The organism is Escherichia sp. MAL-1, from assembly GCF_052948035.1.
Genome location: NZ_CM129609.1, coordinates 2,653,654 through 2,676,696, shown reverse-complemented (window position 1 = coordinate 2,676,696; position 23,043 = coordinate 2,653,654). Strand labels below are relative to the sequence as shown.

General features: G+C 46.3%; 28 protein-coding genes and 2 pseudogenes. 23 read left to right on the top strand and 7 right to left on the bottom strand.

Going from position 1 to position 23,043, the window contains the following annotated elements:
* Window positions 1–279: 279 nt before the first annotated feature.
* Complete coding sequence (locus ACU8XX_RS13245) at window positions 280–768, top strand: superinfection exclusion B family protein (RefSeq protein ID WP_001312793.1); 489 nt, start codon at window positions 280–282, stop codon at window positions 766–768.
* Here ACU8XX_RS13245 and ACU8XX_RS13240 read toward each other — a convergent pair.
* From ACU8XX_RS13240 to ACU8XX_RS13230, 3 genes are all read right to left on the bottom strand, one after another.
* Entirely contained in the window at window positions 765–920 is a 156-nt protein-coding gene (locus ACU8XX_RS13240; protein WP_001169151.1) for a YdaF family protein, read from the bottom strand. The genes ACU8XX_RS13245 and ACU8XX_RS13240 overlap by 4 nt on opposite strands.
* Before the next feature lie 10 nt (window positions 921–930).
* Window positions 931–1,065, bottom strand: a complete 135-nt coding sequence (locus ACU8XX_RS13235) for a phage protein (RefSeq protein WP_000233809.1) — start codon at window positions 1,063–1,065, stop codon at window positions 931–933.
* Window positions 1,066–1,319: 254 nt separating this feature from the next.
* Entirely contained in the window at window positions 1,320–1,739 is a 420-nt protein-coding gene (locus ACU8XX_RS13230) for a hypothetical protein (RefSeq protein WP_000362155.1), read from the bottom strand.
* Window positions 1,740–1,839: 100 nt separating this feature from the next.
* Between ACU8XX_RS13230 and ACU8XX_RS13225 the strand changes: the two genes are divergently transcribed.
* From ACU8XX_RS13225 to ACU8XX_RS13200, 6 genes are all read left to right on the top strand, one after another.
* The gene (locus ACU8XX_RS13225; protein ID WP_000391949.1) at window positions 1,840–2,121 is read left to right on the top strand and encodes a transcriptional regulator; all 282 of its coding nucleotides are present in this window, start codon (window positions 1,840–1,842) and stop codon (window positions 2,119–2,121) included.
* Entirely contained in the window at window positions 2,105–2,530 is a 426-nt protein-coding gene (locus tag ACU8XX_RS13220) for a toxin YdaT family protein (RefSeq protein ID WP_000693836.1), read from the top strand. Before ACU8XX_RS13225 ends, ACU8XX_RS13220 begins: the two co-directional genes overlap by 17 nt.
* Before the next feature lie 71 nt (window positions 2,531–2,601).
* Window positions 2,602–3,672 (top strand): hypothetical protein, encoded by a 1,071-nt coding sequence (locus tag ACU8XX_RS13215; protein ID WP_001262352.1) that lies wholly within the window; start codon window positions 2,602–2,604, stop codon window positions 3,670–3,672.
* A 40-nt stretch (window positions 3,673–3,712) separates the two neighbouring features.
* A complete protein-coding gene (locus tag ACU8XX_RS13210; protein ID WP_001151151.1) occupies window positions 3,713–4,135 on the top strand; it encodes a DUF977 family protein in 423 nt (140 codons plus the stop codon).
* A 340-nt stretch (window positions 4,136–4,475) separates the two neighbouring features.
* A complete protein-coding gene (locus ACU8XX_RS13205) occupies window positions 4,476–6,473 on the top strand; it encodes a BCCT family transporter (RefSeq protein WP_001676522.1) in 1,998 nt (665 codons plus the stop codon).
* A 63-nt stretch (window positions 6,474–6,536) separates the two neighbouring features.
* Window positions 6,537–7,814, top strand: coding sequence for a DUF2254 domain-containing protein (locus tag ACU8XX_RS13200; protein ID WP_000625667.1), 1,278 nt, complete (start codon window positions 6,537–6,539; stop codon window positions 7,812–7,814).
* Between the two features lie 130 nt (window positions 7,815–7,944).
* On the opposite strand, the gene ACU8XX_RS13195 is transcribed toward ACU8XX_RS13200, so the two are convergent.
* The 4 genes from ACU8XX_RS13195 to ACU8XX_RS13180 all read right to left on the bottom strand — a co-directional run bounded on the left by ACU8XX_RS13195 (window position 7,945) and on the right by ACU8XX_RS13180 (window position 11,788).
* Window positions 7,945–8,826 carry a LysR family transcriptional regulator gene (locus ACU8XX_RS13195; RefSeq protein WP_000019009.1) on the bottom strand — a complete coding sequence of 294 codons (882 nt, stop codon included), beginning with the start codon at window positions 8,824–8,826 and terminating at the stop codon, window positions 7,945–7,947.
* Window positions 8,823–9,515, bottom strand: a complete 693-nt coding sequence (locus ACU8XX_RS13190) for a gamma-glutamylcyclotransferase (RefSeq protein WP_000957772.1) — start codon at window positions 9,513–9,515, stop codon at window positions 8,823–8,825. Before ACU8XX_RS13190 ends, ACU8XX_RS13195 begins: the two co-directional genes overlap by 4 nt.
* A gap of 11 nt (window positions 9,516–9,526) precedes the next feature.
* Window positions 9,527–10,726 (bottom strand): MFS transporter, encoded by a 1,200-nt coding sequence (locus tag ACU8XX_RS13185; protein WP_001117226.1) that lies wholly within the window; start codon window positions 10,724–10,726, stop codon window positions 9,527–9,529.
* Between the two features lie 723 nt (window positions 10,727–11,449).
* Entirely contained in the window at window positions 11,450–11,788 is a 339-nt protein-coding gene (locus ACU8XX_RS13180) for a DUF1971 domain-containing protein (protein ID WP_000149055.1), read from the bottom strand.
* A gap of 813 nt (window positions 11,789–12,601) precedes the next feature.
* Here ACU8XX_RS13180 and ACU8XX_RS13175 point away from each other — a divergent pair.
* The 16 genes and pseudogenes from ACU8XX_RS13175 to ACU8XX_RS13100 all read left to right on the top strand — a co-directional run bounded on the left by ACU8XX_RS13175 (window position 12,602) and on the right by ACU8XX_RS13100 (window position 23,022).
* On the top strand, window positions 12,602–13,201 hold the full coding sequence (locus tag ACU8XX_RS13175) for a DUF1367 family protein (RefSeq protein ID WP_000940319.1): 600 nt from the start codon (window positions 12,602–12,604) through the stop codon (window positions 13,199–13,201).
* Window positions 13,201–13,491 carry a DUF1364 domain-containing protein gene (locus ACU8XX_RS13170; RefSeq protein WP_000247763.1) on the top strand — a complete coding sequence of 97 codons (291 nt, stop codon included), beginning with the start codon at window positions 13,201–13,203 and terminating at the stop codon, window positions 13,489–13,491. The genes ACU8XX_RS13175 and ACU8XX_RS13170 overlap by 1 nt, the downstream gene beginning before the upstream one ends.
* On the top strand, window positions 13,488–14,030 hold the full coding sequence (locus ACU8XX_RS13165; protein WP_000640161.1) for a DUF1133 family protein: 543 nt from the start codon (window positions 13,488–13,490) through the stop codon (window positions 14,028–14,030). Before ACU8XX_RS13170 ends, ACU8XX_RS13165 begins: the two co-directional genes overlap by 4 nt.
* Before the next feature lie 1,044 nt (window positions 14,031–15,074).
* Complete coding sequence (tolA, locus tag ACU8XX_RS13160) at window positions 15,075–15,503, top strand: cell envelope integrity protein TolA (RefSeq protein ID WP_000506936.1); 429 nt, start codon at window positions 15,075–15,077, stop codon at window positions 15,501–15,503.
* A gap of 171 nt (window positions 15,504–15,674) precedes the next feature.
* Window positions 15,675–16,049 (top strand): cell envelope integrity TolA C-terminal domain-containing protein, encoded by a 375-nt coding sequence (locus tag ACU8XX_RS13155; RefSeq protein ID WP_001348108.1) that lies wholly within the window; start codon window positions 15,675–15,677, stop codon window positions 16,047–16,049.
* 251 nt (window positions 16,050–16,300) lie between these two features.
* On the top strand, window positions 16,301–16,516 hold the full coding sequence (gene essD, locus ACU8XX_RS13150) for a phage lysis protein EssD (RefSeq protein WP_000839565.1): 216 nt from the start codon (window positions 16,301–16,303) through the stop codon (window positions 16,514–16,516).
* Window positions 16,516–17,013: a lysozyme RrrD gene (gene rrrD, locus ACU8XX_RS13145; protein WP_001135310.1), complete on the top strand. Its 498-nt coding sequence runs from the start codon at window positions 16,516–16,518 to the stop codon at window positions 17,011–17,013. The genes essD and rrrD overlap by 1 nt, the downstream gene beginning before the upstream one ends.
* Entirely contained in the window at window positions 17,010–17,474 is a 465-nt protein-coding gene (locus ACU8XX_RS13140; RefSeq protein ID WP_240765169.1) for a lysis protein, read from the top strand. Before rrrD ends, ACU8XX_RS13140 begins: the two co-directional genes overlap by 4 nt.
* A gap of 137 nt (window positions 17,475–17,611) precedes the next feature.
* On the top strand, window positions 17,612–19,069 hold the full coding sequence (trkG, locus tag ACU8XX_RS13135; protein ID WP_001097895.1) for a Trk system potassium transporter TrkG: 1,458 nt from the start codon (window positions 17,612–17,614) through the stop codon (window positions 19,067–19,069).
* Between the two features lie 137 nt (window positions 19,070–19,206).
* A pseudogene (locus tag ACU8XX_RS13130) lies at window positions 19,207–19,464 on the top strand (ParB/Srx family N-terminal domain-containing protein); the annotation flags it as partial.
* Window positions 19,465–19,990: 526 nt separating this feature from the next.
* The gene (locus tag ACU8XX_RS13125; protein WP_001204037.1) at window positions 19,991–20,923 is read left to right on the top strand and encodes a GREB1-related protein; all 933 of its coding nucleotides are present in this window, start codon (window positions 19,991–19,993) and stop codon (window positions 20,921–20,923) included.
* Entirely contained in the window at window positions 20,901–21,110 is a 210-nt protein-coding gene (locus ACU8XX_RS13120; protein ID WP_000126788.1) for a hypothetical protein, read from the top strand. The genes ACU8XX_RS13125 and ACU8XX_RS13120 overlap by 23 nt, the downstream gene beginning before the upstream one ends.
* A 3-nt stretch (window positions 21,111–21,113) precedes the next feature.
* Window positions 21,114–21,794: pseudogene (locus ACU8XX_RS13115) on the top strand (terminase small subunit); the annotation flags it as partial.
* 74 nt (window positions 21,795–21,868) lie between these two features.
* Window positions 21,869–22,252: a hypothetical protein gene (locus ACU8XX_RS13110; RefSeq protein WP_000524259.1), complete on the top strand. Its 384-nt coding sequence runs from the start codon at window positions 21,869–21,871 to the stop codon at window positions 22,250–22,252.
* Window positions 22,253–22,633, top strand: coding sequence for a hypothetical protein (locus tag ACU8XX_RS13105; RefSeq protein WP_001029819.1), 381 nt, complete (start codon window positions 22,253–22,255; stop codon window positions 22,631–22,633).
* Complete coding sequence (locus tag ACU8XX_RS13100; RefSeq protein ID WP_032237746.1) at window positions 22,630–23,022, top strand: phage tail terminator-like protein; 393 nt, start codon at window positions 22,630–22,632, stop codon at window positions 23,020–23,022. The genes ACU8XX_RS13105 and ACU8XX_RS13100 overlap by 4 nt, the downstream gene beginning before the upstream one ends.
* The last annotated feature ends 21 nt before the right edge of the window (window positions 23,023–23,043 follow it).

Below are 23,043 nucleotides of genomic sequence, written 5' to 3'. Positions count from 1 at the left end.
CAAAATTCACTTTAAAAAGGGCGGACATCAGCCGAACTTCAAGAAAAAAACTGATGCCGCCAGGACTACACACAGCAATGTCGTTATTTACAACCGGAGGCGCACTCCCACCATTTAAATTTAACAGACAAGACCGACTCTTTATGGATATCGGAAATGCGCCTTCGTGTTGTGCCCGGTTTTATTTCACCACCTCCGGGCTTCGGTGGTCTCGGCTATACCCCTACAGCGAGAGCTTGTGTTAACATTTCAATACCCTTACAGTTGAGAGTTATTGATATGTTGGATGTATTTACTCCATTGTTGAAACTTTTTGCTAACGAGCCACTCGAAAGACTTATGTATACGATTATCATTTTTGGTCTCACTCTCTGGCTGATACCGAAAGAGTTTACTGTCGCATTCAATGCTTATACTGAAATACCTTGGCTCTTTCAGATTATCGTTTTTGCCTTTTCTTTCGTGGTCGCCATTTCCTTCTCAAGATTGCGAGCACATATTCAAAAGCATTATTCATTACTACCAGAGCAACGAGTATTGCTTCGTTTATCTGAGAAAGAAATCGCTGTATTTAAAGATTTCCTTAAAACAGGAAATCTTATTATCACTTCTCCTTGCCGTAACCCGGTTATGAAAAAATTAGAACGGAAGGGCATCATTCAACATCAGAGTGATAGCGCAAACTGTTCTTATTATCTCGTCACCGAAAAATACTCCCATTTTATGAAGTTATTCTGGAACAGCAGGAGTAGACGTTTTAATCGTTAGCTTACTGTGTGCTTCTCCAACCATCGGCGCGCACCAGTTTCGGTTTTAAATGTTTTGCTTTTGGTATACGTCATGGCAGTGAACGTTCCATCCTGGTTGGGGAACACGCCGCACACCAGGGATTCGTTGTTGCCGAGGTCGATTTTTTGCATTTTGCGAATCTCACATCTTGTTGCTACGTATAGCGACTTCTGCCTGCCAGAGATCCCAGTCGTTGCTGCGTAAAGCCTGCACAGCCTGGTTGTAAGTGATACCGCAACAATCCATCAAATACTGAACTACTTCGTAATGCACCATCTTATCTCTCCCCTTAACGCCGGGTGGCGGAACTAACTGCTGCACTGCAAAATTTGAATCCCGCCGTCATGTTCTTACGCCTCGGGCTGGCTACTTAACCCCTGACCACTGCCTGGTAACTCGAAGTATTGCCCTGCATTCTGTGGGGCGGGGTGGGTTGGTATGAAAAGAAGGATACCCATAGGTATTTAAAAAGTAAATACCCATGGGTAACTTTTTGCGGTGTCTTAACTGGTGACTAGTTGTTTGGTGAGCTATGATGCGTTTTGTGCTTTCTTTTTACGGATTTCTTCGTAGATCATATTGTAATACTGTTTTTTCTCTTCAAGAGTTTTTAATAAGTTATCCGCTTCACTTTCTGGCAGTTCGTCTAAGAGATCTAAAAAAATACGTTGTCGTGGCGTTAGAACCCTTGTTTCATAACTGGAGGCTGTGTTCGTTGATGATGAAACGATACCATCCATCCATCCCCGGGGTAACCCAAAGGACTCTTCGATAATCTCCACCATATCATCAGCGATCCGTTTTTTTCCCTTTTTCCCCTCTGGGTACAACATTCTTGATACATAAGAAGGCTCGCGCCCGATCTTTCTGGCCACGTTAACCGCTTTACCATCGCATTTCTCATCACGAATTTTGATGAGTTGCTGTCGTCTAAATTCATATTTGTCCATAGGTAAATAATAGATGCGATTACTGCAAGGTAAACAACCTGTGGGTATTGACTTTTGTTTACCTATGGGTATTCTTTGCTGTGTTTACTAAGGAGTAGCTATGGAAGAATTAAGAATATTTCTCAATTCTCTTTCGTCAGATGAACAGCGTATGTTTGCATGCGAGTGTGGTACCAGCATCGGTTATCTAAGAAAGGCATTGAGTAAAGGTCAAGTGTTAGGGGCATCGTTATGTGTCCTTATTGAGCGAGCCAGTAATGGTGAAGTTACACGTCAGCAACTAAGGCCTTTTGATTGGATGAATATTTGGCCCGAGCTGGAAGATACCAAAATGTTAACACAACCACTTTCTAGGAGCTTGATTCATGAAAATCAAGCATGAACACATCCGCATGGCGATGAATGCCTGGGCGCATCCGGACGGTGAAAAAGTTCCGGCAGCTGAAATAACCAGGGCTTATTTTGAACTGGGTATGACGTTCCCAGAACTGTATGACGACAGCCATCCGGAAGCCCTGGCTCGCAATACCCAGAAAATTTTCCGCTGGGTAGAGAAAGACACCCCTGATGCAGTTGAAAAAATTCAGGCGTTGTTACCAGCTATCGAAAAAGCAATGCCACCTCTGCTGGTGGCCCGAATGCGCAGCCATAGCTCAGCCTATTTTCGGGAACTAGTGGAGACGCGGGAACGACTGGTGAGAGACGCTGATGATTTTGTCGCAGTGGCGATCGCTGGTTTCAACCAGATGAATCGTGGTGGCCCTGCAGGAAATATTGTGGCTGTGCATTGACTCGCAATATTCATACCGGATCACTTCCGGCAATTTGTGAGTAAAAAGATTCGGTATCAAAAGAGGTGAGTATGGCTAACGCCTGGCTCAGATTATGGCATGACATGCCAAATGACCCTAAGTGGCGAACAATTGCCAGGGTGTCAGGACAGCCAATTGCAACAGTGATGGCAGTGTATATCCACCTCCTGGTGAGCGCGTCACGAAATGTCACGCGAGGTCACATTGATGTCACGACAGAAGATTTGGCAAGTGCGCTCGACGTGACAGAAGAGGTAATTGATTCAATTTTGCAGACGATGCAGGGGCGGGTACTTGATGGTGATTTAATCACTGGATGGGAAAAACGCCAGGTGCTTAAAGAGGACAACGGCAATATTTCGCAAACCGCAAAATCTCCTGCAGAGCGCAAGAGGGCGCAGCGAGAGAGGGAAAGAAAGCGGGAACAAAATGGCGATTGTCACGGCGCGTCACGAAATGTCACGCACATGTCACGACGAGTCACGACAGATAAAGATACAGATAAAGATACAGATCAAGAAGATCAAAACACTATGGTCCATGGCGTAAAAAACGCCACGAACCAGGCAGGGGATGTTCAGACCGTCAATCTTGGTCAGCCAGCAGGCACGACACCGGAAGCCGATTCAGCGTATGCGCTGAAAGCCGATTCGGGCGCTGTGCAGCAGGTGATGACCGCAAGGGCGGAGCAATCACACCAACTGCAGCAGCCTGAAGCCGATTCCGCCATTCAGCGGGAAGCCGATCGGGTAGTCCCGGAAAACACCGGGCAGTCTGTGGGACGAGTGGATTATCCGGATGTGTTCGAACAGGTCTGGCGGGAGTACCCGTTGCGTGCTGGGGCAAACCCGAAGAAATCCGCTTTCAGTGCCTGGAAGGCCAGATTACGCGAGGGGGTGCCACCAGAGGCCATGCTGGATGGCGTGAGGCGTTACGCAAGATACTTGGCGGCTACCGGGAAAACGGGAACGGAATTTGTTCAGCGAGCGACGACGTTTTTTGGACCGGACCGGAATTTTGAGAACCCCTGGTTGCTCCCGGTAAGCGGCACGAACAACCAGCGTTGTGTGAATCATATTTCTGAACCGGATAACGAAATTCCGCCGGGCTTCAGGGGGTAAGTGTTAATTTCTGGTCATGAGGTAATTTTCAGGAGGGCTTGTGGCAAAAGTTTTTACACAAGAAGAGCGGGAAAAAATTAAAGGGCAGGTTCTTGAACTCGTACGCCAGAGTGGGCGCGAGACGTTACGACAACTGGAAGCTAAAACTGGGGCAACAAGATATCTGATGAGCGTTCTGGCCAGAGAGCTGGTTGCCAGTGGCGATGTATACAATTCTGGCTACGGGTTGTTCCCGTCTGAACAGGCTCGTAAAGACTGGCAAAATGCCCGCAAAAAATTATCGAGGGCAAAGCTGAAGAAACCGGTTGTGGTTGATCCGGACCTTATCTGGTCATTACCTGACGGAGAAATACGTCGCTACGACAGTCGCCTAAACATAATCTGTCGCGAGTGCCGGAAGAGCGAAGTTATGCAGCGCATATTGTCGTTTTATCAGGGGGATGTTCGGTATTTATTGAAGTGACGAGATTAAAGTGCATTAGTTCAGATGCAAATTGACATTTTGTGGCACAGGGTAGAGCTAGCGTGGTTGTCCGCTTTGTGCCAAGAGCAGACGCTGGTAATTCGTGCCTAATATACTTCACTTAACTTATATCCCAGCTTTGATACAGATCATACAAATTAAATGCCCCAGTAATTGGCAGGCTGAGTAACTTAAAACTCCTTAGAATATAGGATGATTTGTATCGGCACTCATTCCACCATGCATTCCGATTAACCCCGCATAGCCAGTTGAACTTTGCTACTCTGTGAGAGGTAGTACCTTCTATCCAGTGCGGATTTAATTAATGGAATAAATGATTATGAGTGAAAATGATACAACCCCAAAGAAGTCTACAAGCCAGATTAACAAAGCGGTATTCTTTACATCTGCTTTGCTAATTTTCCTTCTTGTCGCCTTTGCCGCCGTATTCCCGGATGTCGCCGACAAAAATTTTAAACTACTTCAGCAACAAATCTTCACGAATGCCAGCTGGTTCTACATACTTGCTGTGGCCCTGATTTTACTGAGCGTCACGTTCCTTGGACTCTCACGTTACGGTGATATAAAGCTGGGCCCAGACCATGCGCAGCCTGATTTCAGCTACCACTCCTGGTTCGCGATGCTTTTTTCGGCAGGGATGGGGATCGGCCTGATGTTCTTTGGCGTTGCCGAACCTGTGATGCATTATCTTTCGCCACCTGTCGGCACTCCAGAGACCGTTGCGGCAGCGAAGGAAGCCATGCGCCTGACGTTCTTCCACTGGGGTCTGCACGCATGGGCAATTTATGCCATCGTGGCGCTGATTCTGGCCTTTTTCAGTTACCGTCACGGTCTGCCTTTAACGCTGCGTTCTGCGCTCTATCCCATTATCGGCGATCGCATTTACGGGCCTATAGGCCACGCGGTTGATATCTTCGCCGTGATAGGCACTGTCTTTGGCGTTGCAACATCGCTGGGTTACGGTGTATTGCAGGTGAATGCCGGTTTGAACCATCTTTTCGGCGTGCCCATCAATGAAACGGTACAGGTCATTTTGATCGTGGTCATCACGGGGTTAGCGACGATTTCGGTGGTGTCCGGCCTGGACAAGGGAATACGCATCCTGTCTGAGCTTAATCTGGGCCTGGCGGTGTTGCTCCTGGCGCTGGTCTTGTGCCTGGGTCCCACTGTGCTTCTGCTGAAGTCATTTGTGGAAAATACGGGTGGTTATCTGTCGGAACTGGTGAGTAAAACGTTCAACCTTTACGCGTATGAACCCAAGTCGAGCAACTGGCTGGGGGGCTGGACATTATTATACTGGGGATGGTGGCTTTCATGGTCGCCGTTTGTAGGTATGTTCATTGCACGCGTTTCCCGCGGCAGGACAATTCGTGAGTTCGTGACTGGCGTGTTGTTTGTTCCCGCCGGCTTTACGCTCATGTGGATGACGGTGTTTGGAAACAGCGCCATCTATCTCATCATGAACCAGGGCGCCACTGACCTCGCCAATACCGTTCAGCAGGATGTTGCGCTTGCCCTGTTTAATTTCCTGGAGCATTTCCCGTTCTCTTCCGTGCTGTCATTCATTGCAATGGCGATGGTCATCGTCTTCTTTGTAACGTCTGCTGATTCGGGGGCAATGGTTGTGGATACTCTGGCATCAGGTGGGGTGGCAAACACGCCCGTCTGGCAGCGAATTTTCTGGGCATCGCTCATGGGCGTTGTTGCTATTGCCCTGCTGATCGCAGGGGGGCTGAGTGCGTTGCAAACCGTAACGATAGCGAGTGCATTGCCCTTCTCAGTTATCTTATTAATATCCATATACGGACTGTTAAAAGCCCTGCGTCGGGATTTGACCAAGCGTGAAAGCCTTAGCATGGCGACTATTGCTCCTACGGCTGCACGTAACCCAATTCCCTGGCAGAGAAGGTTACGCAATATCGCGTATTTGCCGAAGCGCTCTCTTGTGAAACGTTTTATGGACGACATTATCCAACCCGCCATGACGCTGGTTCAGGAGGAACTTAACAAGCAGGGAACGATAAGCCACATCAGTGACGCCGCCGAGGATCGTATTCGCCTTGAAGTCGATTTGGGCAACGAGCTGAATTATATATATGAAGTGAGGCTTCGCGGGTATAACTCACCGACCTTCGCGCTCGCTGCGCTGGATAATGATGAGCAGCAGAGTGAACAACATCGATATTATCGCGCTGAAGTCTATCTCAAAGAGGGCGGCCAAAATTATGATGTAATGGGCTGGAATCAGGAACAGCTGATTAATGACATACTGGACCAGTACGAAAAACACCTGCACTTCCTGCATCTGGTTCGTTAACAGCAACATGCCGCCACAGAGGCGGCATTTATTTATCCCGGCTGCAATATGAGGGAATGCAGAATGATTTCACGCTGGAAATGGATGCTGAAGCAGACATTTAAAAAACTATGGTTCAGGGCAACGTTATTCGCAATTGTCGCAATAATAACGGCCCTTTTATCAATTCTTTTTAAATCAATGATACCTGAGTCGGTTTCCGTGAAGGTTGGTGCGGAAGCAGTCGATAACATTCTGAACATACTGGCATCGAGTATGCTGGCAGTGACCACATTTTCGCTGAGCATCATGGTCACAGCCTACGGTTCAGCCACTACTAATGTGACTCCCAGAGCTACTCGTTTAGTTGTTGAAGACGTCACCACACAAAATGTACTGGCCACCTTCATCGGTTCTTTTCTCTTCAGTCTGGTAGGGATTATTGCCCTCAATATGGGAGCTTATGGAGAAAGGGGGAGAGTCATTTTATTCATTGTAACACTGGTTGTCATTGCCTTAATCCTCATCACATTGCTTCGCTGGATACAGCATTTGACCTCTCTGGGGAGGGTTGGTGAGACAACGGCAAAAGTAGAACAGGCGGCCATCGAAACATTTATTGCGAGAGCAAGAAATCCCTGTCTCGGCGGATATCCATGGCTTGAGAACAATGAACAGCCGAAAGGAACGGTTGCAGTTTATCCGAAAAAGATTGGCTATGTTGAATATGTTGATATGGTGAAACTCAGCAAGCTGCTGACCAATGATCCCCGTCATGTATACCTCGTGGCGCAGCCGGGCAGTTTCATACATCCGTCCACGCCAGTTTTGTACCTGAGTCAGGGCCAGGAGTCATCAATCAGCACCGATTTACTTGAGACGATTATTGTCTCGGATGTACGTTCATTTGCTCAGGACCCCCGATTTTGTCTTAGCGTCATGGCCGAAATAGCCTGCCGAGCCCTTTCCCCCGCAGTGAACGATCCTGGAACCGCCATTGATGTCATTGGCAGAGGTGTACGTATACTTTCCGCTTACGCGCAGAATAAATCTGATGAAATAGAAGTGAAATATCCTTCTGTACATGTTGCACCACTTCAGAATAACGATCTACTTGAAGACTTTTTCTCACCTGTTGCGCGCGATGGTGCCAGTATGAGGGAAATTCAGATAAGGGTACTTAAAGGACTGTCGATGCTGAGTAAGGGTTGGCCTGGAATTTTTGCTGAAGCCGCACAAACCCTAGCATTTGAAACATTAGAGCATGCTACTCGTGCTGACCATATAGATTCTGATAGATATCTAATAAAATCAATTTATTATAATTTATTTAGTGGCGAAGATTCTAATAAAAAACCATAGTTGCGGAGCAAGCGATACGGTTGTTGGCAAGTCAAGGGCAAAGCATTCGCGTGAGAGTGGGCGTCTGCTTTGTGCCAGAAGCGGACATACGTAACTTATGATACGCATCGCCAATCATCCGTTTCAAACATCAACGCGGAAACGTTTTAAGAATGTAATCCCGAACATAGGCGGTTCGGCTGTTATTAGCCGTCCTTTTGTTCCAGACCAGATAAAGATGATTAGTCGGAGCGAGGTCTGCAGGTGTCACTGAAATCAGGCGACCACTTTTCAGGTCATTGTCACAGTGATAATCCGGCAGCACTGTCCACCCGTGGCCGTCACAGACCAAGTCGCGGATAATACGTAAATCCGGAATGGTGAATGTAGCCTGCATCTCAGGGGCTCTCTGAAACATGGAGGCCCAGAGCGCTCTAATCAGTGGCAACTCTTCGTCATAAGCAATCAGCGGTAATGAGGCAAGCGTTTCAGCACCAGGTTCTGATCCGATGATCTCTGACATGGCGGGAGCATGAACAAGGAGCATGCGTTCAGTCAGTAGATGTGCATAGCCGTACAGACGGTCATCAGGCATAGATGCGGTAACAGCGAGATCGGCGCTCCCGTCATGCAAAAGGGAATAAATACGTTGCTTATTGCCGGTATGAAAGCGTAGGCGATACCCCTCCTTCATTAGTGGAGCCATTACTGTCCCAAGCCGGGAATGAATAAAATCTGGCGGTCCTGCCAGATTAATTGTTCCCCCGCGTACAGAGCCTGACCGGAAAGAGGACAGCTTTTCTTCCAGACCATCAATGAAGGGTGAAACTGAGCGGGCAAGCTCATCCGCAGCTTCGGTTGCCGTCACGCCTCTGGCCTGCCTGATAAACAGACGCTTACCAACCAGAGTCTCAAGAGACTGGATATGCTGTGACGCCGCGGGCTGAGTGATGCCCAGTAGTTCTGCCGCCTTTGAAAAGGAGCCAGAGCGATAGGCCTCAAGAAACGTTCGCAGATGGCTCAGATGGCTCATAGTGAAGCGCCTCGCTGATGAAGTTTATCGTTACAGGGAGCCTCATGCAGAGCAAGGGCCAGTTCACTCACGTAATCATCCCGTATTCCCAACGCACCCAGAGTGGCCTGCAGTTTCCATACATAATCTGCATTCGTGCCAATGTCTCCACGGGCAGATGCGATGCTCAACGCTACGGTCGCTGTAAGATTGTCCTGTTCATAATGCGGATGCAGTCTGTCTGATACGAAAGCCAGCGCCTGAATTTCCTCACCGTTTCCTAGCGAAACGTCTGCCCAGACCGGACGGTAAAGACCGGTTATCATCTCGCGCGTCCAGACAATTTCCAGCTCATTAATAAGAGTCGATTCCGGCAGTCTGAACGCAATACCTTCGGTAATTCCACCTTCGTCGAGCGATAACATCCTGCCGGGGACATCAGGAGTCGCTCGTCCGGATATCAAACGAATGCAGAAACTGCGCTGCCATCCTTTCAGACGGGCCCGTTGCATTTCTTCAATCGCCAGCACGGGATTCCACATCAATGACCCGTAGGCAAATATCCAGACAGGAGCACCCGTCGGGCGCTCCTCCAGAGTAGAGTTCATTGATGCGCGTATTTTTTCAGCGTCCCAGAGCATATTCGCCGGGAGCAGCGCTTCATGCACCCTGACAAATGTGCCATTAAGCATATTTTCACGGGTAAGCATATAACCTCCCTTTACTGGCCTACGATTTTAACCTGTTGAAATTTACGACTGTGGCTGCGACGGATTTGTGCAAGCAGCAACAGCAGGCCGAGCAGAGAAACAATCGCACCGCTGATACCGGTATACACGATACCGGCGTGGCTTATAGTAATGCTGCCCAGTACTGATCCCAGCGCTATACCTGAGTTGAAGCCCGCAATATTCAGGCCGGCAGCAACACCATGCGCATGAGGAGCATGTTGCTCAGCGACACCAATCAGACGGGCCTGCAGTGCCGGCACTGCGGCAAATGTCACCATACCCAGCAGCGCAACCAGAATGCCCATGCTCACCGGTGAGGATGACAGCAGCCACATACCAAGCACGACAACAACAATGCCGCTAATGATGAGTATATTGGCACGATTAACCCCCATGCTGTCGGTAAGTTTCCCACCAAGAATATTACCTACCGCAGCTGTAATACCGTAAACCAGCATAAACAGACTCACCGTTGCTCCGGTAACCCCTGTCACCTGCGTCAGAATAGGTGCGATAAAGGTGTAAGCCGTAAACGAGCCTGCATACGCCAGCACCGTAACCAGCGCGCCGGCCAGCAACTTACGGTTAAACAGCATGCCGATATTCTGCATTGCTGAGTCACTATGTTCACCGGGCACGCTGCGTACGGGATCTTTCATACCGAACAACAGTCCAAGGAATCCGAACGCGCCAAAAGCGGCAATAGCGCCGAGAACTGGACGCCATGAGACCACCCCCCCCAACCATGTACTCAGCGGTACGCCGATTGCCATCGCCAGAGTAAAGCCACCAAATACCACAGCCACCGCTCTGCCTGCTTTACCCGGTCCAGCAAGACGAGCTGCGGTACTGGATGCCGCAGCCAGAAACAGGCCGTGTCCCAGACCAGCAATGAACCGCGCTAACAGGAGCTGAGGTAATGTGGCTGCAAACGCGGCCGCCAGACTACCGGCAGTAAACACAACGGCAGTTGTAAGCATTACATTTTTCCGGCTCCAGCTTGCTGTCAGCGCAGACAGTACGGGTGCCGCGAACGTTGCCCCCAGTGCATAGGTTGTAACCGCTGCCCCGGTCTGCTCCACACCCACACACAACCCCTGAGCCATAACGTCTGTCAGCCCAATGGGGACAAATTCCGCGAGTCCGAGCGCAAAGGCACTGATAGTAAACACATAAATAACAAATGGCATGACTGGCTCCTGATTTAAGTAAGGAGTGCAGTCTGATTTAGAAAAACAGATAAATAAAATAATGTAAACTTCAGGCGGGATAAAATTATTTATATCTAAGGCAAAGATTCAATATTCCCACAGCACACAGAAGTTTTCTGTCTTCAGGGAGAGGAGCTTCGAAAGTTCAGACGAAAAATTCCTGCGGCCCCTTTAAGAGTCAGTTGGCCGGGTTTGGTCCGCTCCTCGCTCAAAGCGGACTAGAAGGTTAGCTTGCGTCGGACTTGGCGTATTTAAAGAAGTGCTGGTGGTGACTGGTTGTTGTGTTCCATTTCTACAGAACAAAATCACAGAAACTATACCCAATAGTTATATTGAATCAATGATGAGACAGCCTCATATTTATCAGAACTGGTGTACGTCCAATACAGGAGGTTGTCGTGCTGGTTCTCAAATGTGCGCTAGCTATTGCGGCTGTAATGGCAATTTATTGTCTTGCTGTTGTTCTTATGGAGCGGCTTTCTGATTGATTACATACTGGCTAGAAAAAAGGTGTTACCTTGGTTTATCTTTGTCCGGCAAGGTGCGCTCATTAATCTTAAGTAAATTTATTGCTCAAGTATTCAGATTACTTCTTATGGTTGAAGTCTCCTGTCAATGTAGAACCAATATATTTACAAAAATGAGACCCGTCGGGGATAGCCCTGCCGGGTCTGACTGTTAAAGCATTTTTAATATGATCATCTATTTTTTGGTGCTATAGACTTTTTCGCCCGAGAAGTCTGGAGCGACCCAAAAGTTAATATTAAACTGAGCATCATCGCTTAGTTCAACACGGTGCCAGTATTGTGGTGGGCTTGTTGCAAAAGCGCCAGCATTAATGACTACTTTTATCTCCGGTTCAGTAGCATTCTCATCAGTAAAACCATAATATGTTACAGTGCCTTCCATTACGCACAACTGCCCAAAAACACCTGCTGCTGTATTATGATGTGTTAATAACGCTGAAGGTACGTTCTCTTTTGTGAAGAACGGAGTTGAGCGTTTGATTACCCAATCTTTAGGAATTCTCTTGTGTGTCATAACCACCTCCTCAAAAACATGCATTATAAATGCGTGTTTTTGAGGGTTATGTCAAGCTGTTATGAAACACATAATTGATATGTTGATTAGAGGAGAAGATATAATAAATATGGTTGTTTTTCGTATAACTATTTGTTTTACTTTTAGTTTATGCATTCTGTGTGTTAGGAATAAGTTATTAAAGTTTAATCAAAAAATCTCGATGTAGTCCACATAGATTATTGTTACTGAACCTTATTGTGTGTATTAGTTGTGTTCTGAAATTTCAGCTTGATTATTTATGATGTATTTTTTAACGATAAATATTTTCCCAGGATACCTTTACTGTGTATATAAATAAATTATATGCACATAAATAATGTAAAGGCGTCCTTTTAGATATATCTTATCAAATGTTAATGACTTGAGTGGGAAATATGATTCCAGCAACTTATCATGTGGCTACTTTATAAAAATAATGCCCATATAAAACAACAAGCGAAAAGGATTACGGATAAAAAAGGAGCGAGATGTGCGAACTTGTTATTTTCCATGTTTAACCACCTTAAATAATTGATGATGACGGGATGATTGCATCTGTAATGCTTTTATTGAAATGTTATGATAAAAAAGAACTTTTGCATAACATTAAAATGTAATTTATCTAATCGTTTTTAATAATAAATGTCGTATTTCTATCCTTGTACCAGCTATTTGATATGTAGTGTTTGTTCATGCTATGTGGGGCTTTACACCATAGCCAGTTTATTTATACTTTATTCGTCAGCCTGAACAACTGGCATCTGCTGCGCTGCGCCATCGAGAGATTGAGAAATGGCGCATATACAACTGGTCAAACAAACTTCTTCTGGTTTACTTCTCCCGGCGACGCCGGAGAGTTGCGATTTTCTGCATCAAATCAAAATAGGTGAGTGGATACACGCAGACTTTAAGCGTGTGCGTAACTACGCATTCCACAAGCGTTTTTTCAAACTCCTGCAACTGGGATTCGATTACTGGACTCCGGTCGGTGGGGCGATCACGCCTCGCGAACGAGAACTGCTGTCTGGTTTCGTTGATTACCTGTGCGAATCAGTTGGTCGGGAACACACGCCAGCCCTGAGTGATGCCGCAGAGCAATACCTTAACACCGTTGCGACTCGTAGAACCCGGGATACGGCGTTGCTAAAGTCGTTTGAGGCTTTCCGCGAGTGGGTAACCATTCAGGCCGGATTTTACACCGAGCATATTTATCCGGACGGTAGCCGTGGGCGTCGGGCAAAATCCATCGCTTTTGCGAATATGGACGAAGTCGAGTTTCAGCAGGTTTATAAATCTGTACTGAATGTGCTGTGGAACTGGATTCTGTTTCGTAAATTCTCCTCTCAGGAGGAAGTTGAAAATGTGGCCGCACAACTACTGGAGTTTGCGTAATGGTGAATTTACGTAAAGCGGCTAAAGGCCAGATGTGCCAGATCAGAATCCCTGGCTACTGCAATCACAATCCCGAAACCTCTGTGCTGGCGCATTACAGGCTGGCGGGGACGTGCGGAACAGCGACAAAACCACACGATATGCAGGCGGCGATAGCCTGTAGCTCATGCCACGATCTAATCGACGGGCGGGTAAAAACCAGCGATTACACCAAAGAAGAATTGCGCCTGATGCATGCTGAAGGGGTTTTTCGCACACAAGAAATCTGGAGAAAGAAAGGTCATTTATGATTTACCCAACGAATACAGGAAAAAGCGGAGAACACCTTCGCCTCACCACGCTGGAAAGTGTCTGGATTCAGGGAAAACTACGTATGTGGGGGCGCTGGTCGTATATTGGCGGTGGCAGGTCAGGGAATATGTTCAATCAGTTGTTGGCATCCAAAAAACTGACGAAAACAGCCATTAATGAAGCCCTGCGCAGAATGAAAAAAGCGGGAATAGAGAAAGCTGAGCTGGAAGCGTTTTTGCGAGAGATGATCAACGGCAAGCAAAAGAGCTGGCTGGCGCATTGTACTGATGCAGAGGCGTTATGTATTGATCGAGTCATAAGTGAGGTGCTGGCAGAGCATCCAGGATTGATTTGCATTCTCCGGCAACGCTATGAAGGGCGGGGGATGACTAAGCGCAAAATGGCTGAATTGCTAAATGATGCACACCCAGAGTGGTGTTTTAGCACATGCGAAAAACGGATTGCTAATTGGTTAGCTGTTGCTGAGTATGCCCTATATATTCCCATGCGTGAATCATTTGCTGAGAAAATGGCTTGATTTCTTACGTATAAACTGCTTCAATTTTGCTATGCTTCGCAAAGCTGTATCGCGAGGCGGATTGCAGACATGGACATCGTAAAAAAACCGCTTAATGCGGTTTTTTTACGTCAGGAAAGCAGGGGAGAATGCTGCTAGTTGGGCAACTGGTCTTTCTGCTCCAAATTATAACAGAGACCAGTTATAGTTTCGGTGCTGTGTTTTTTTTACAATATTGTGATAACACATTGCTGGCGGGAGTTTTGATATTTCTTGGCAGGGGCTGATGATGCGTTATCCTGATGTCGTCAACTCATATAAAATGAGATGAGAGATCATTGCAGGGTGGTTTGTAATTCGCTGTTTAGCGGGACAATATGTTGTCTGATACAAGACACCCGACGCCTCAGATTACTATAATAAAGACGAAGCATCCTTTGTATTGACCAACCGCCTGTTTAGGCGGTTCTTTTTGGGCTGGTTTATTGTATGCCAAATGATTATTAAAAAGGTTGTGTTAATAACAAAATCCGAAATAATATGCCTGCATATTTTTATCTTGCTTATATTCTGCATATTGTGCATAGCAGGCTCATCCCTGCAATCAAAACTGTATGATGAGTATTTTTTGTTTTCCTTTTTTCCAGTCATCTGATGATGACCTGCTTCTTTTTAATCCGGATCGACATCAGTTTTTTAAGATAATTCCTGCGAGTTATATGCATAAATACCACAAACTCCGCATTTTATGTGGTTGGGAGTTGCCGGGCGCGCAGTGAGTTTGCTAAGAAAACTCCTGCATGGTGAATCCCCCTGTGCGGTGGGGTGATACCATTAACCTTTTCTGTCGCCGACAGGTATCACGAACATTTTGTTCACCGGGAGGCACCCGGCACCATGCACTTCAATAGATTCTCTCCACATTATGGATATTCTTTCAGAATATCCCACGCAGACTTTGTGTAAATGTTAACAAATGTGCGTTTTATTTGATCTGATTCGCTGTTTGAGCGTCCAAAACAACGGTATATATAATCCTTTACTATATGACATATGTGAGGAAAAATGGGTTTTCGTAGCGCATCAATTCTTACGTTGATTATTAGTGGGATTATTATCGGGTGCACTGATGCTGTATCGACAAATTATCATGACCGTACATCATATTACTCCGATAAAGCAATAGAGACACAGTATGTGAGTTCATCTGAACGTACTTCTGATGTTAGTGAGGATATCCGTCTGTATGCCCATCAAATCAAGAGCGCCATCGAAAAACAGTTCGGGGATGCGAGTAAGTATTCAGGAAAAGAGTGTACACTGAGAATGCATATGGCCCCGAATGGCCTTCTACTGGAGGTTAAAAGAGAAAGTGGAGACCTCGATTTATGTCGTGAAGCGATGAATGCGATAAAGAATGCTGATATACCTGCCCCCCCTTCGCCGGAAGTATATAAAGTATTTCAAAATGGGGTGCTGGATTTTAAACCCTGATATTTATTGTTTTGTAATAAACGGTTTCGGCTTAGGTTTGTTCTGACACAGCTACGGCACTGAGCTAAATTTAGCGGATAGTCAGCTCTGAGCCAGTGGCGGACGTAACAACTACTATTGCTGAGATTTTAATGGATTGAGGAGCAAGAAGTGGGATTAAAGAAAATCGTTATGTTGACTTTTTGGGTCGGTTTTGTTGCGGGATGCACACCTTTACACCCTTCAGATTGCCACAAAACTACTGCTACAGGTAGTTGCAGTTCAGGACGCTGGGATGATCAGGATGAATGGGGGGCGCAAGCGCGGGGAATCAGAGCTGCAATTAATGCCAAACTTGATGAGCCGCATAACTGGAAAGGGAAAAAATGCAGGTTGCATATGGAATTCTCTCAGGATGGCACGGCGTTAAAAATATCTACCAGTAACGGTGATAAAGCCTATTGCGAAGCGATAAAGTCCGCAGCTCATAAAGCCAAATTTCCGGCCTTCAACAATCCGGAAGTCTACAGAGATTTTCAGAAATCTGGCTTTGACATGCGAGGTTAGCTCTTCAATTACTATATCTCATTCATAGCAAACTGACAGATTTGATGATGTTCTATATACGAAACCTGTGATGTCAAGTCTGAGCTAATACAAATAAACATAATATCAGAGAAATACATTTTATTAGCTCGCTACGGCGAGCTTTTTATATTGCATCGTCTCCAGCATATATATCAATTAAGGCTCTGATTGATGTGTCTGAAAGCCTACACATAATAACTATGCCATCCGTTCCGTGCGGAGGTGAGGCTATGAAATCCATGGACAAAATTTCAACAGGCATTGCCTACGGCACCTCCGCAGGCAGTGCTGGCTACTGGTTTTTACAGTTGCTCGATAGAGTAACTCCGTCACAGTGGGCTGCAATCGGTGTGCTGGGTAGTCTGGTATTTGGCCTGCTGACGTACCTGACAAACCTTTATTTCAAGATTAAAGAAGATAAGCGCAAGGCTGCGAGAGGTGAATAATGCCTCCATCATTACGAAAAGTCGTTGCTGCTGCTATTGGTGGCGGAGCAATTGCTATAGCATCAGTGTTAATCACTGGCCCAAGTGGTAACGATGGTCTGGAAGGTGTCAGCTACATACCATACAAAGATATTGTTGGTGTATGGACTGTATGTCACGGGCATACAGGAAAAGACATCATGCTCGGTAAAACGTATACCAAAGCAGAATGCAAAACACTCTTGAATAAAGACCTTGCCACGGTCGCCAGACAAATTAACCCGTACATCAAAGTCGATATACCGGAAACAACGCGCGGCGCTCTTTACTCATTCGTTTACAACGTGGGTGCTGGCAATTTCAGAACATCGACGCTTCTTCGCAAAATAAACCAGGGCGATATCAAAGGCGCATGTGATCAGCTACGTCGCTGGACATATGCTGGCGGTAAGCAATGGAAAGGTCTCATGACTCGTCGTGAGATTGAGCGTGAAATCTGTTTGTGGGGTCAGCAATGAACAGAGTAACCGCGATTATCTCCGCTCTGGTTATCTGCATCGTCGTCTGCCTGTCATGGGGTGTTAATCATTACCGTGATAACGCCATCGCCTACAAAGAACAGCGCGACAAAAATGCCAGAGAACTGAAGCTGGCGAACGCGGCAATTACTGACATGCAGATGCGTCAGCGTGATGTTGCTGCGCTCGATGCAAAATACACGAAGGAGTTAGCTGATGCGAAAGCTGAAAATGATGTTCTGCGTGATGATGTTGCCGCTGGTCGTCGTCGGTTGCACATCAAAGCAGTCTGTCAGTCAGTGCGTGAAGCCACCACCGCCTCCGGCGTGGATAATGCAGCCTCCCCCCGACTGGCAGACACCGTTGAACGGGATTATTTCACCCTCCGGGAACGACTGGTAATGATGCAGGCCCAACTTGAAGGTGCTCAGCAATACATAACCGAGCAGTGTTTAAAGTAAAATCTTAACTACAATATGATTCATTTTGATGATTGTTTCATAAGGAACAGTGAAGTAAGATCTAAGAGGAGTTAAATTTTATACAGTATAATCATAATATTGCAGCAAGGTGGTTATAATTGAAAGAATATTTAGATATGAATACATCTCATGTAAGAGTTGTTACTCATATGTGTGGGTTCCTGGTTTGGCTCTATAGTCTTTCAATGTTGCCACCAATGGTTGTAGCATTGTTTTATAAAGAAAAAAGCCTGTTCGTTTTCTTTATAACTTTCGTTATATTTTTTTGCATTGGTGGCGGAGCGTGGTATACAACTAAGAAATCTGGCATTCAATTACGTACCCGTGATGGGTTTATTATAATTGTAATGTTTTGGATTTTGTTTTCTGTTATTAGTGCATTCCCTTTATGGATTGACTCAGAACTTAATTTAACGTTCATTGATGCTCTGTTTGAAGGGGTTTCTGGAATAACAACAACAGGAGCAACTGTAATTGATGATGTTAGTTCATTACCTCGGGCATATTTGTACTATCGGTCACAGTTAAATTTTATAGGTGGTTTAGGAGTTATTGTTCTGGCGGTTGCTGTATTGCCATTATTGGGTATTGGTGGTGCAAAGCTTTATCAGTCAGAAATGCCGGGGCCATTTAAGGATGACAAACTCACTCCCCGCCTGGCCGATACGTCACGGACACTGTGGATAACTTATTCTTTATTAGGTATTGCTTGTATTGTCTGTTATAGACTTGCAGGAATGCCTTTGTTTGATGCTATTTGTCACGGGATTTCCACAGTTTCGCTTGGTGGTTTCTCAACTCATAGCGAGAGTATCGGATATTTTAATAACTATTTGGTTGAGCTGGTGGCTGGTTCTTTTTCCCTGCTATCGGCTTTCAACTTCACTCTTTGGTATATTGTTATTAGCAGGAAAACGATAAAACCTTTAATCAGAGATATTGAACTTCGTTTCTTTCTGTTAATAGCCTTAGGGGTGATCATTGTTACCTCTTTCCAGGTCTGGCATATAGGTATGTATGACTTGCATGGAAGTTTTATTCATTCGTTTTTTCTTGCCAGCTCCATGCTCACTGATAATGGTTTAGCTACGCAGGATTATGCAAGTTGGCCCACGCACACGATAGTGTTTTTGCTGTTGTCAAGTTTCTTTGGGGGATGTATAGGTTCAACTTGTGGTGGAATTAAGTCACTTCGATTTCTTATACTTTTCAAACAAAGCAAACACGAGATAAATCAGCTTTCTCATCCCAGAGCGTTGTTGAGTGTAAATGTAGGAGGGAAGATAGTTACAGATCGTGTAATGAGGTCTGTATGGAGTTTCTTTTTTCTTTATACTCTCTTCACGGTGTTTTTTATACTGGTGTTAAATGGTATGGGATATGATTTTCTTACATCATTTGCAACAGTGGCTGCATGTATTAATAATATGGGATTAGGTTTTGGGGCTACTGCATCGTCATTCGGAGTGCTTAATGACATTGCAAAATGTTTAATGTGCATAGCTATGATTCTTGGTCGCCTTGAAATTTATCCTGTTATTATATTGTTTTCAGGTTTTTTTTGGCGCTCCTAATATATGGCTGATTTATAATTGTGAGTTTAATATTATGTTGACTCACTCATTGATCCAATACCTAACTTTACCAGCAACCCCTCCGTCCCCAGTAGCACTGGCTGCTGGGGTGCGTTTTATTCATAAAGCAAGGCTGTATGAGCGAGAAATTAAAGATAGTCTATCGCCCATTACAAGAATTGTCACCGTATGCGCACAACGCCAGGACGCACAGCCCTGAGCAGGTGGCACAACTGGTAGAAAGTATTAAGCAATTCGGCTGGACTAATCCGGTGCTGATTGACGAAAAGGGCGAAATTATTGCGGGTCACGGTCGTGTTATGGCGGCTGAAATGCTCAAAATGGATTCTGTTCCGGTCATTGTTCTGTCTGGCCTGACGGATGAGCAGAAAAAGGCGTACCGCCTGGCAGATAATCGCCTGCCGATGAATGCTGGCTGGGATGAAGATCTGTTGCGGATGGAGCTGTCGGACCTAATCAATGCTGATTTTGATGTCTCCCTGACAGGCTTCATCCCGACAGAAATTGATGAACTGTTGACGGATGTTTTGCCCGGTACAGGAAATGAGGAGGAGCCGTATACGACGAAAATTGATACGCCTGTTTATGAGCCGTCGGGCGGTAAACCGGATATCAGTGAACTGTACGACGATACGAAAACTCAGGAGCTGATCAGCCGGATACGTTCGGCGTCCCTTGAGCCTGATATTGAGAAATTCCTCCTGTGTGCGGCAGAACGTCACACGGTGTTTAATTTCAGCAGAATTGCGGACTATTACGCTCACGCCCCCTCTGAAATTCAGTGTTTTTTCGAGGAGTCGGCGCTGGTGATCATTGATTATCAGCAGGCTATTGAAAATGGATTTGTCCGGATGACGCAGCGCATGGTGGAGATCATGCATGGTGGTGAGGAGGAGGAATATGCGTGATGATTTTTGCGCCTTTATTCTGACTCACGGGCGACCGGACAAAGTTCTGACTTACCGGACGTTGCGTCGTGCTGGCTATACCGGGAAAATTTTTATCGTTGTTGATGATGAAGATAAGACACGGAATCAGTACATGGCTGAATTTGGTGAACAGGTGCTGGTGTTTTCCAAAGCCGATATCGCCAGTCGTTTTGACGAAGCCGATAATTTCTGTGACCGCCGCTCAATTTTTTACGCCCGTAATGCCTGTTTCGACCTGGCAAAACTGGTCGGGTGTAAATACTTCATTCAGCTCGATGATGATTATCACGAGTTCCAGTTTCGGGTGGATCGCAACTATGACCAGGCCTATTTTCCGATAAGGAAACTGGATGCGATCCTTTCTGAAATGCTGGCGTACTACGAATCAATACCTGCTCTTTCCATCGCTATGTCGCAGGGCGGGGATTTTCTTGGTGACAATGGCGGCCATGCTTCGTGGGTGAAACGCAAGGCAATGAACAGCTTTATCTGTTCGGTTGATCGACCGTTCTCATTCATGGGGCGCATTAACGAGGATGTGAATACGTACACGAATCTCGGTCGCTGTGGTGAATTGTTTATGACGATCGGTGCTGTCCAGTTAGGGCAGAAACAGACGCAGAAAAACAGCGGCGGAATGACCGAGCTGTATCTGGATTCCGGAACCTACGTTAAAAGTTTTTACTCCGTCATGTATGCGCCGTCGTGCGTAAAAATCTCACTGATGGGTGCCAGCCATAAACGCATTCACCATCAGGTCACCTGGAACAACGCTGCAGTAAAAATCCTTCACGAAAAATACAGGAAGAAGACACCCTGCATATCAATGGGGGTGACAAATGATTCCGTATTCGAAAGTCGAGTCTCTGGCAGCGTGCCGGATGACTGCACAACAAATCGCTGACGTTCTGGATGTTGATCTGAACCGACTGAAAGAAAATCGGGAAGCAATGACAGATTTTTATGCGGCCATCCGTAAGGGCAGAGCGAAAGGTGAAGCCGAGTTACGAGCGGCATTGTTTAAGCTTGCCAGAAAAGGGGATGCCTTTGCTCTGCGCGAACTACTCAGGGTGGATAAAAATCAGGACTAACTGATGAGCAGACCGGACTGGGGGGCGTTGCAGCAGGAGTATATTGCTGAATACACCCGCTCCGGTATATCTCCGGTGGCATGGTGTGAAGCAAGGGGACTGAATTACGCAACAGCCCGTCGTTACATCAAAAAAACTCCGAAAAATGCGCAGACAGAAATGCGCAAAACTGCGCAAAAAAGTGCGCAGAAAAAATCTGCGCAGACTGCACAAAAGCGGAACGAAAAATCTCAGGAAAAAAAGCCAGTATTCGATGCGGGCCTGAATGAGGGCGACGCGGAGGAATTTTCGTTCTGTCCCGATGAATTCGGCATTTCTGACCAGCAGGCTAAGTTTGCGATGCTTGTTGCTCAGGGTAAAAAGCCGACAGAGGCGTACCGACTAGCCGGTTATGAGGGGCAAGGTGCGACAGCTAACAGCAACGCCAGTCGTATGCTTAGAAATGCCAGGGTTTTTCGCGCTATCAGCTACTTCCGCAATCAGTACCAGAAACGCTATACCGCAGACCTGGATTTACTAGTGAGTCAGTTGATGGCCATTGTCCTGGCCGACCCCAATCAGCTTGCACAATTTCGCCGTGTTAACTGCCGTTATTGCTGGGGCGAGAATCATCTCTACCAGTGGCGCGATATAGCAGAATTCGACAAGGCAGCGGCGCAGGCTTCCAGAGATGGCAAACCCGATTTACAGCTTGCGATAGCACTGCTGAAACCGTACGGACTTAGTCGCTCACAAGTCAGGGTTGTGAGGGGGGGATAATGGGGCTTCGTGAAGAGATTCAGTCAGAGGTTGCCGCTGCTTTTGATGAGGATTTAGCGGACGCCGTGAGTGATTTTTCTGGTTCTTACGTTACGCACCGGCACTGGGATCCTGTGACGGAAACTGGCGGCGAATCCACCGCAATCTATACCGGGCGAGGCGTGTTGACACGTTATAAGCTGGGCAGAATTGATGGGATTAATATTTTGCATGGTGACCTTAAATTAACCGCTCTGGTATGCGAGGTTACGGATAAACCCGCTGTCGACCATATTATTGAGATTTATGATCCTGTATTAAGGCAGTTACAACGATACGAGGTAATTACAGCGAGTGTAGATCCTTCCGCATCAGTTTACTCTATCCAGTTAAGGAGAGCGTAAATGGCAAAGGCATGGGATATAGAACCGTCAATATTTGCCGGGATGATTGAGGAAGATGTGGGGCTGAAAATTCGCTACATCGCTATGCAGATTCTTACTGCTATTGATATTGCTGCTCCGGTTGATACCGGACGTTTCAGAAATAACAACCTGGTGTCGTTACAGCATCCCGATTTTGGTATATCTGATAACGTGGATCCGAACGGTACGATTGCGGTTCAGCGTGGGATCGGGGTTATTTCGAAAGCTGCAAATTACGGAGTTATTTATATCCAGAATAACCTTCCTTATGCAGAGGCTCTTGAAAACGGTCATTCACAACAAGCGCCAACTGGCGTGTATGCCAACGCTTTTCATGGTGTTTTACAGGCTTACAAATGACGTTTACTGAAATCAGAAATACGGTTATTTCCAGAATGACGGCACAGACGATTATTGATGGAAAAGACGTATTGTATCCGAACGCGCCAACGTTCGATCCTTCCGGTAAGTTAATCTGGGCGCGGTTAAGTAATATTCCCGGGCAGGCTGGAGTTAATGAAATTGGCGCGGGGCCGGTTGTTTATCGCACGGGGATAATCATTATTCAGTTATTTGTCCCCGCAGGTTCTGGTTCAAAACTCATTACTGAGACAGCCGATAAATTGCGGGAACTGTTTGAGTTTCAGGATGACGATCGTCTCAGTTACCAGGCTGTTTCCTCAATAGCCGTCGGCGAAAAGAATGGCTGGTTCCAGCTTAATCTTCAAATTCCATATCACGCGCTCTAGCGCAATTAATGACATAGGAGG

Excerpts from the sequence above, each read along its gene's own strand:
- ACU8XX_RS13245 (WP_001312793.1), top strand. The coding sequence starts at position 280 with ATGTTGGATGTATTTACTCCATTGTTGAAACTTTTTGCTAACGAGCCA.
- ACU8XX_RS13240 (WP_001169151.1), bottom strand. The coding sequence starts at position 920 with ATGCAAAAAATCGACCTCGGCAACAACGAATCCCTGGTGTGCGGCGTG.
- ACU8XX_RS13235 (WP_000233809.1), bottom strand. The coding sequence starts at position 1,065 with ATGGTGCATTACGAAGTAGTTCAGTATTTGATGGATTGTTGCGGTATC.
- ACU8XX_RS13230 (WP_000362155.1), bottom strand. The coding sequence starts at position 1,739 with ATGGACAAATATGAATTTAGACGACAGCAACTCATCAAAATTCGTGAT.
- ACU8XX_RS13225 (WP_000391949.1), top strand. The coding sequence starts at position 1,840 with ATGGAAGAATTAAGAATATTTCTCAATTCTCTTTCGTCAGATGAACAG.
- ACU8XX_RS13220 (WP_000693836.1), top strand. The coding sequence starts at position 2,105 with ATGAAAATCAAGCATGAACACATCCGCATGGCGATGAATGCCTGGGCG.
- ACU8XX_RS13215 (WP_001262352.1), top strand. The coding sequence starts at position 2,602 with ATGGCTAACGCCTGGCTCAGATTATGGCATGACATGCCAAATGACCCT.
- ACU8XX_RS13205 (WP_001676522.1), top strand. The coding sequence starts at position 4,476 with ATGAGTGAAAATGATACAACCCCAAAGAAGTCTACAAGCCAGATTAAC.
- ACU8XX_RS13200 (WP_000625667.1), top strand. The coding sequence starts at position 6,537 with ATGATTTCACGCTGGAAATGGATGCTGAAGCAGACATTTAAAAAACTA.
- ACU8XX_RS13195 (WP_000019009.1), bottom strand. The coding sequence starts at position 8,826 with ATGAGCCATCTGAGCCATCTGCGAACGTTTCTTGAGGCCTATCGCTCT.
- ACU8XX_RS13190 (WP_000957772.1), bottom strand. The coding sequence starts at position 9,515 with ATGCTTACCCGTGAAAATATGCTTAATGGCACATTTGTCAGGGTGCAT.
- ACU8XX_RS13185 (WP_001117226.1), bottom strand. The coding sequence starts at position 10,726 with ATGCCATTTGTTATTTATGTGTTTACTATCAGTGCCTTTGCGCTCGGA.
- ACU8XX_RS13180 (WP_000149055.1), bottom strand. The coding sequence starts at position 11,788 with ATGACACACAAGAGAATTCCTAAAGATTGGGTAATCAAACGCTCAACT.
- ACU8XX_RS13175 (WP_000940319.1), top strand. The coding sequence starts at position 12,602 with ATGGCGCATATACAACTGGTCAAACAAACTTCTTCTGGTTTACTTCTC.
- ACU8XX_RS13170 (WP_000247763.1), top strand. The coding sequence starts at position 13,201 with ATGGTGAATTTACGTAAAGCGGCTAAAGGCCAGATGTGCCAGATCAGA.
- ACU8XX_RS13165 (WP_000640161.1), top strand. The coding sequence starts at position 13,488 with ATGATTTACCCAACGAATACAGGAAAAAGCGGAGAACACCTTCGCCTC.
- tolA (WP_000506936.1), top strand. The coding sequence starts at position 15,075 with ATGGGTTTTCGTAGCGCATCAATTCTTACGTTGATTATTAGTGGGATT.
- ACU8XX_RS13155 (WP_001348108.1), top strand. The coding sequence starts at position 15,675 with ATGTTGACTTTTTGGGTCGGTTTTGTTGCGGGATGCACACCTTTACAC.
- essD (WP_000839565.1), top strand. The coding sequence starts at position 16,301 with ATGAAATCCATGGACAAAATTTCAACAGGCATTGCCTACGGCACCTCC.
- rrrD (WP_001135310.1), top strand. The coding sequence starts at position 16,516 with ATGCCTCCATCATTACGAAAAGTCGTTGCTGCTGCTATTGGTGGCGGA.
- ACU8XX_RS13140 (WP_240765169.1), top strand. The coding sequence starts at position 17,010 with ATGAACAGAGTAACCGCGATTATCTCCGCTCTGGTTATCTGCATCGTC.
- trkG (WP_001097895.1), top strand. The coding sequence starts at position 17,612 with ATGAATACATCTCATGTAAGAGTTGTTACTCATATGTGTGGGTTCCTG.
- ACU8XX_RS13125 (WP_001204037.1), top strand. The coding sequence starts at position 19,991 with ATGCGTGATGATTTTTGCGCCTTTATTCTGACTCACGGGCGACCGGAC.
- ACU8XX_RS13120 (WP_000126788.1), top strand. The coding sequence starts at position 20,901 with ATGACTGCACAACAAATCGCTGACGTTCTGGATGTTGATCTGAACCGA.
- ACU8XX_RS13110 (WP_000524259.1), top strand. The coding sequence starts at position 21,869 with ATGGGGCTTCGTGAAGAGATTCAGTCAGAGGTTGCCGCTGCTTTTGAT.
- ACU8XX_RS13105 (WP_001029819.1), top strand. The coding sequence starts at position 22,253 with ATGGCAAAGGCATGGGATATAGAACCGTCAATATTTGCCGGGATGATT.
- ACU8XX_RS13100 (WP_032237746.1), top strand. The coding sequence starts at position 22,630 with ATGACGTTTACTGAAATCAGAAATACGGTTATTTCCAGAATGACGGCA.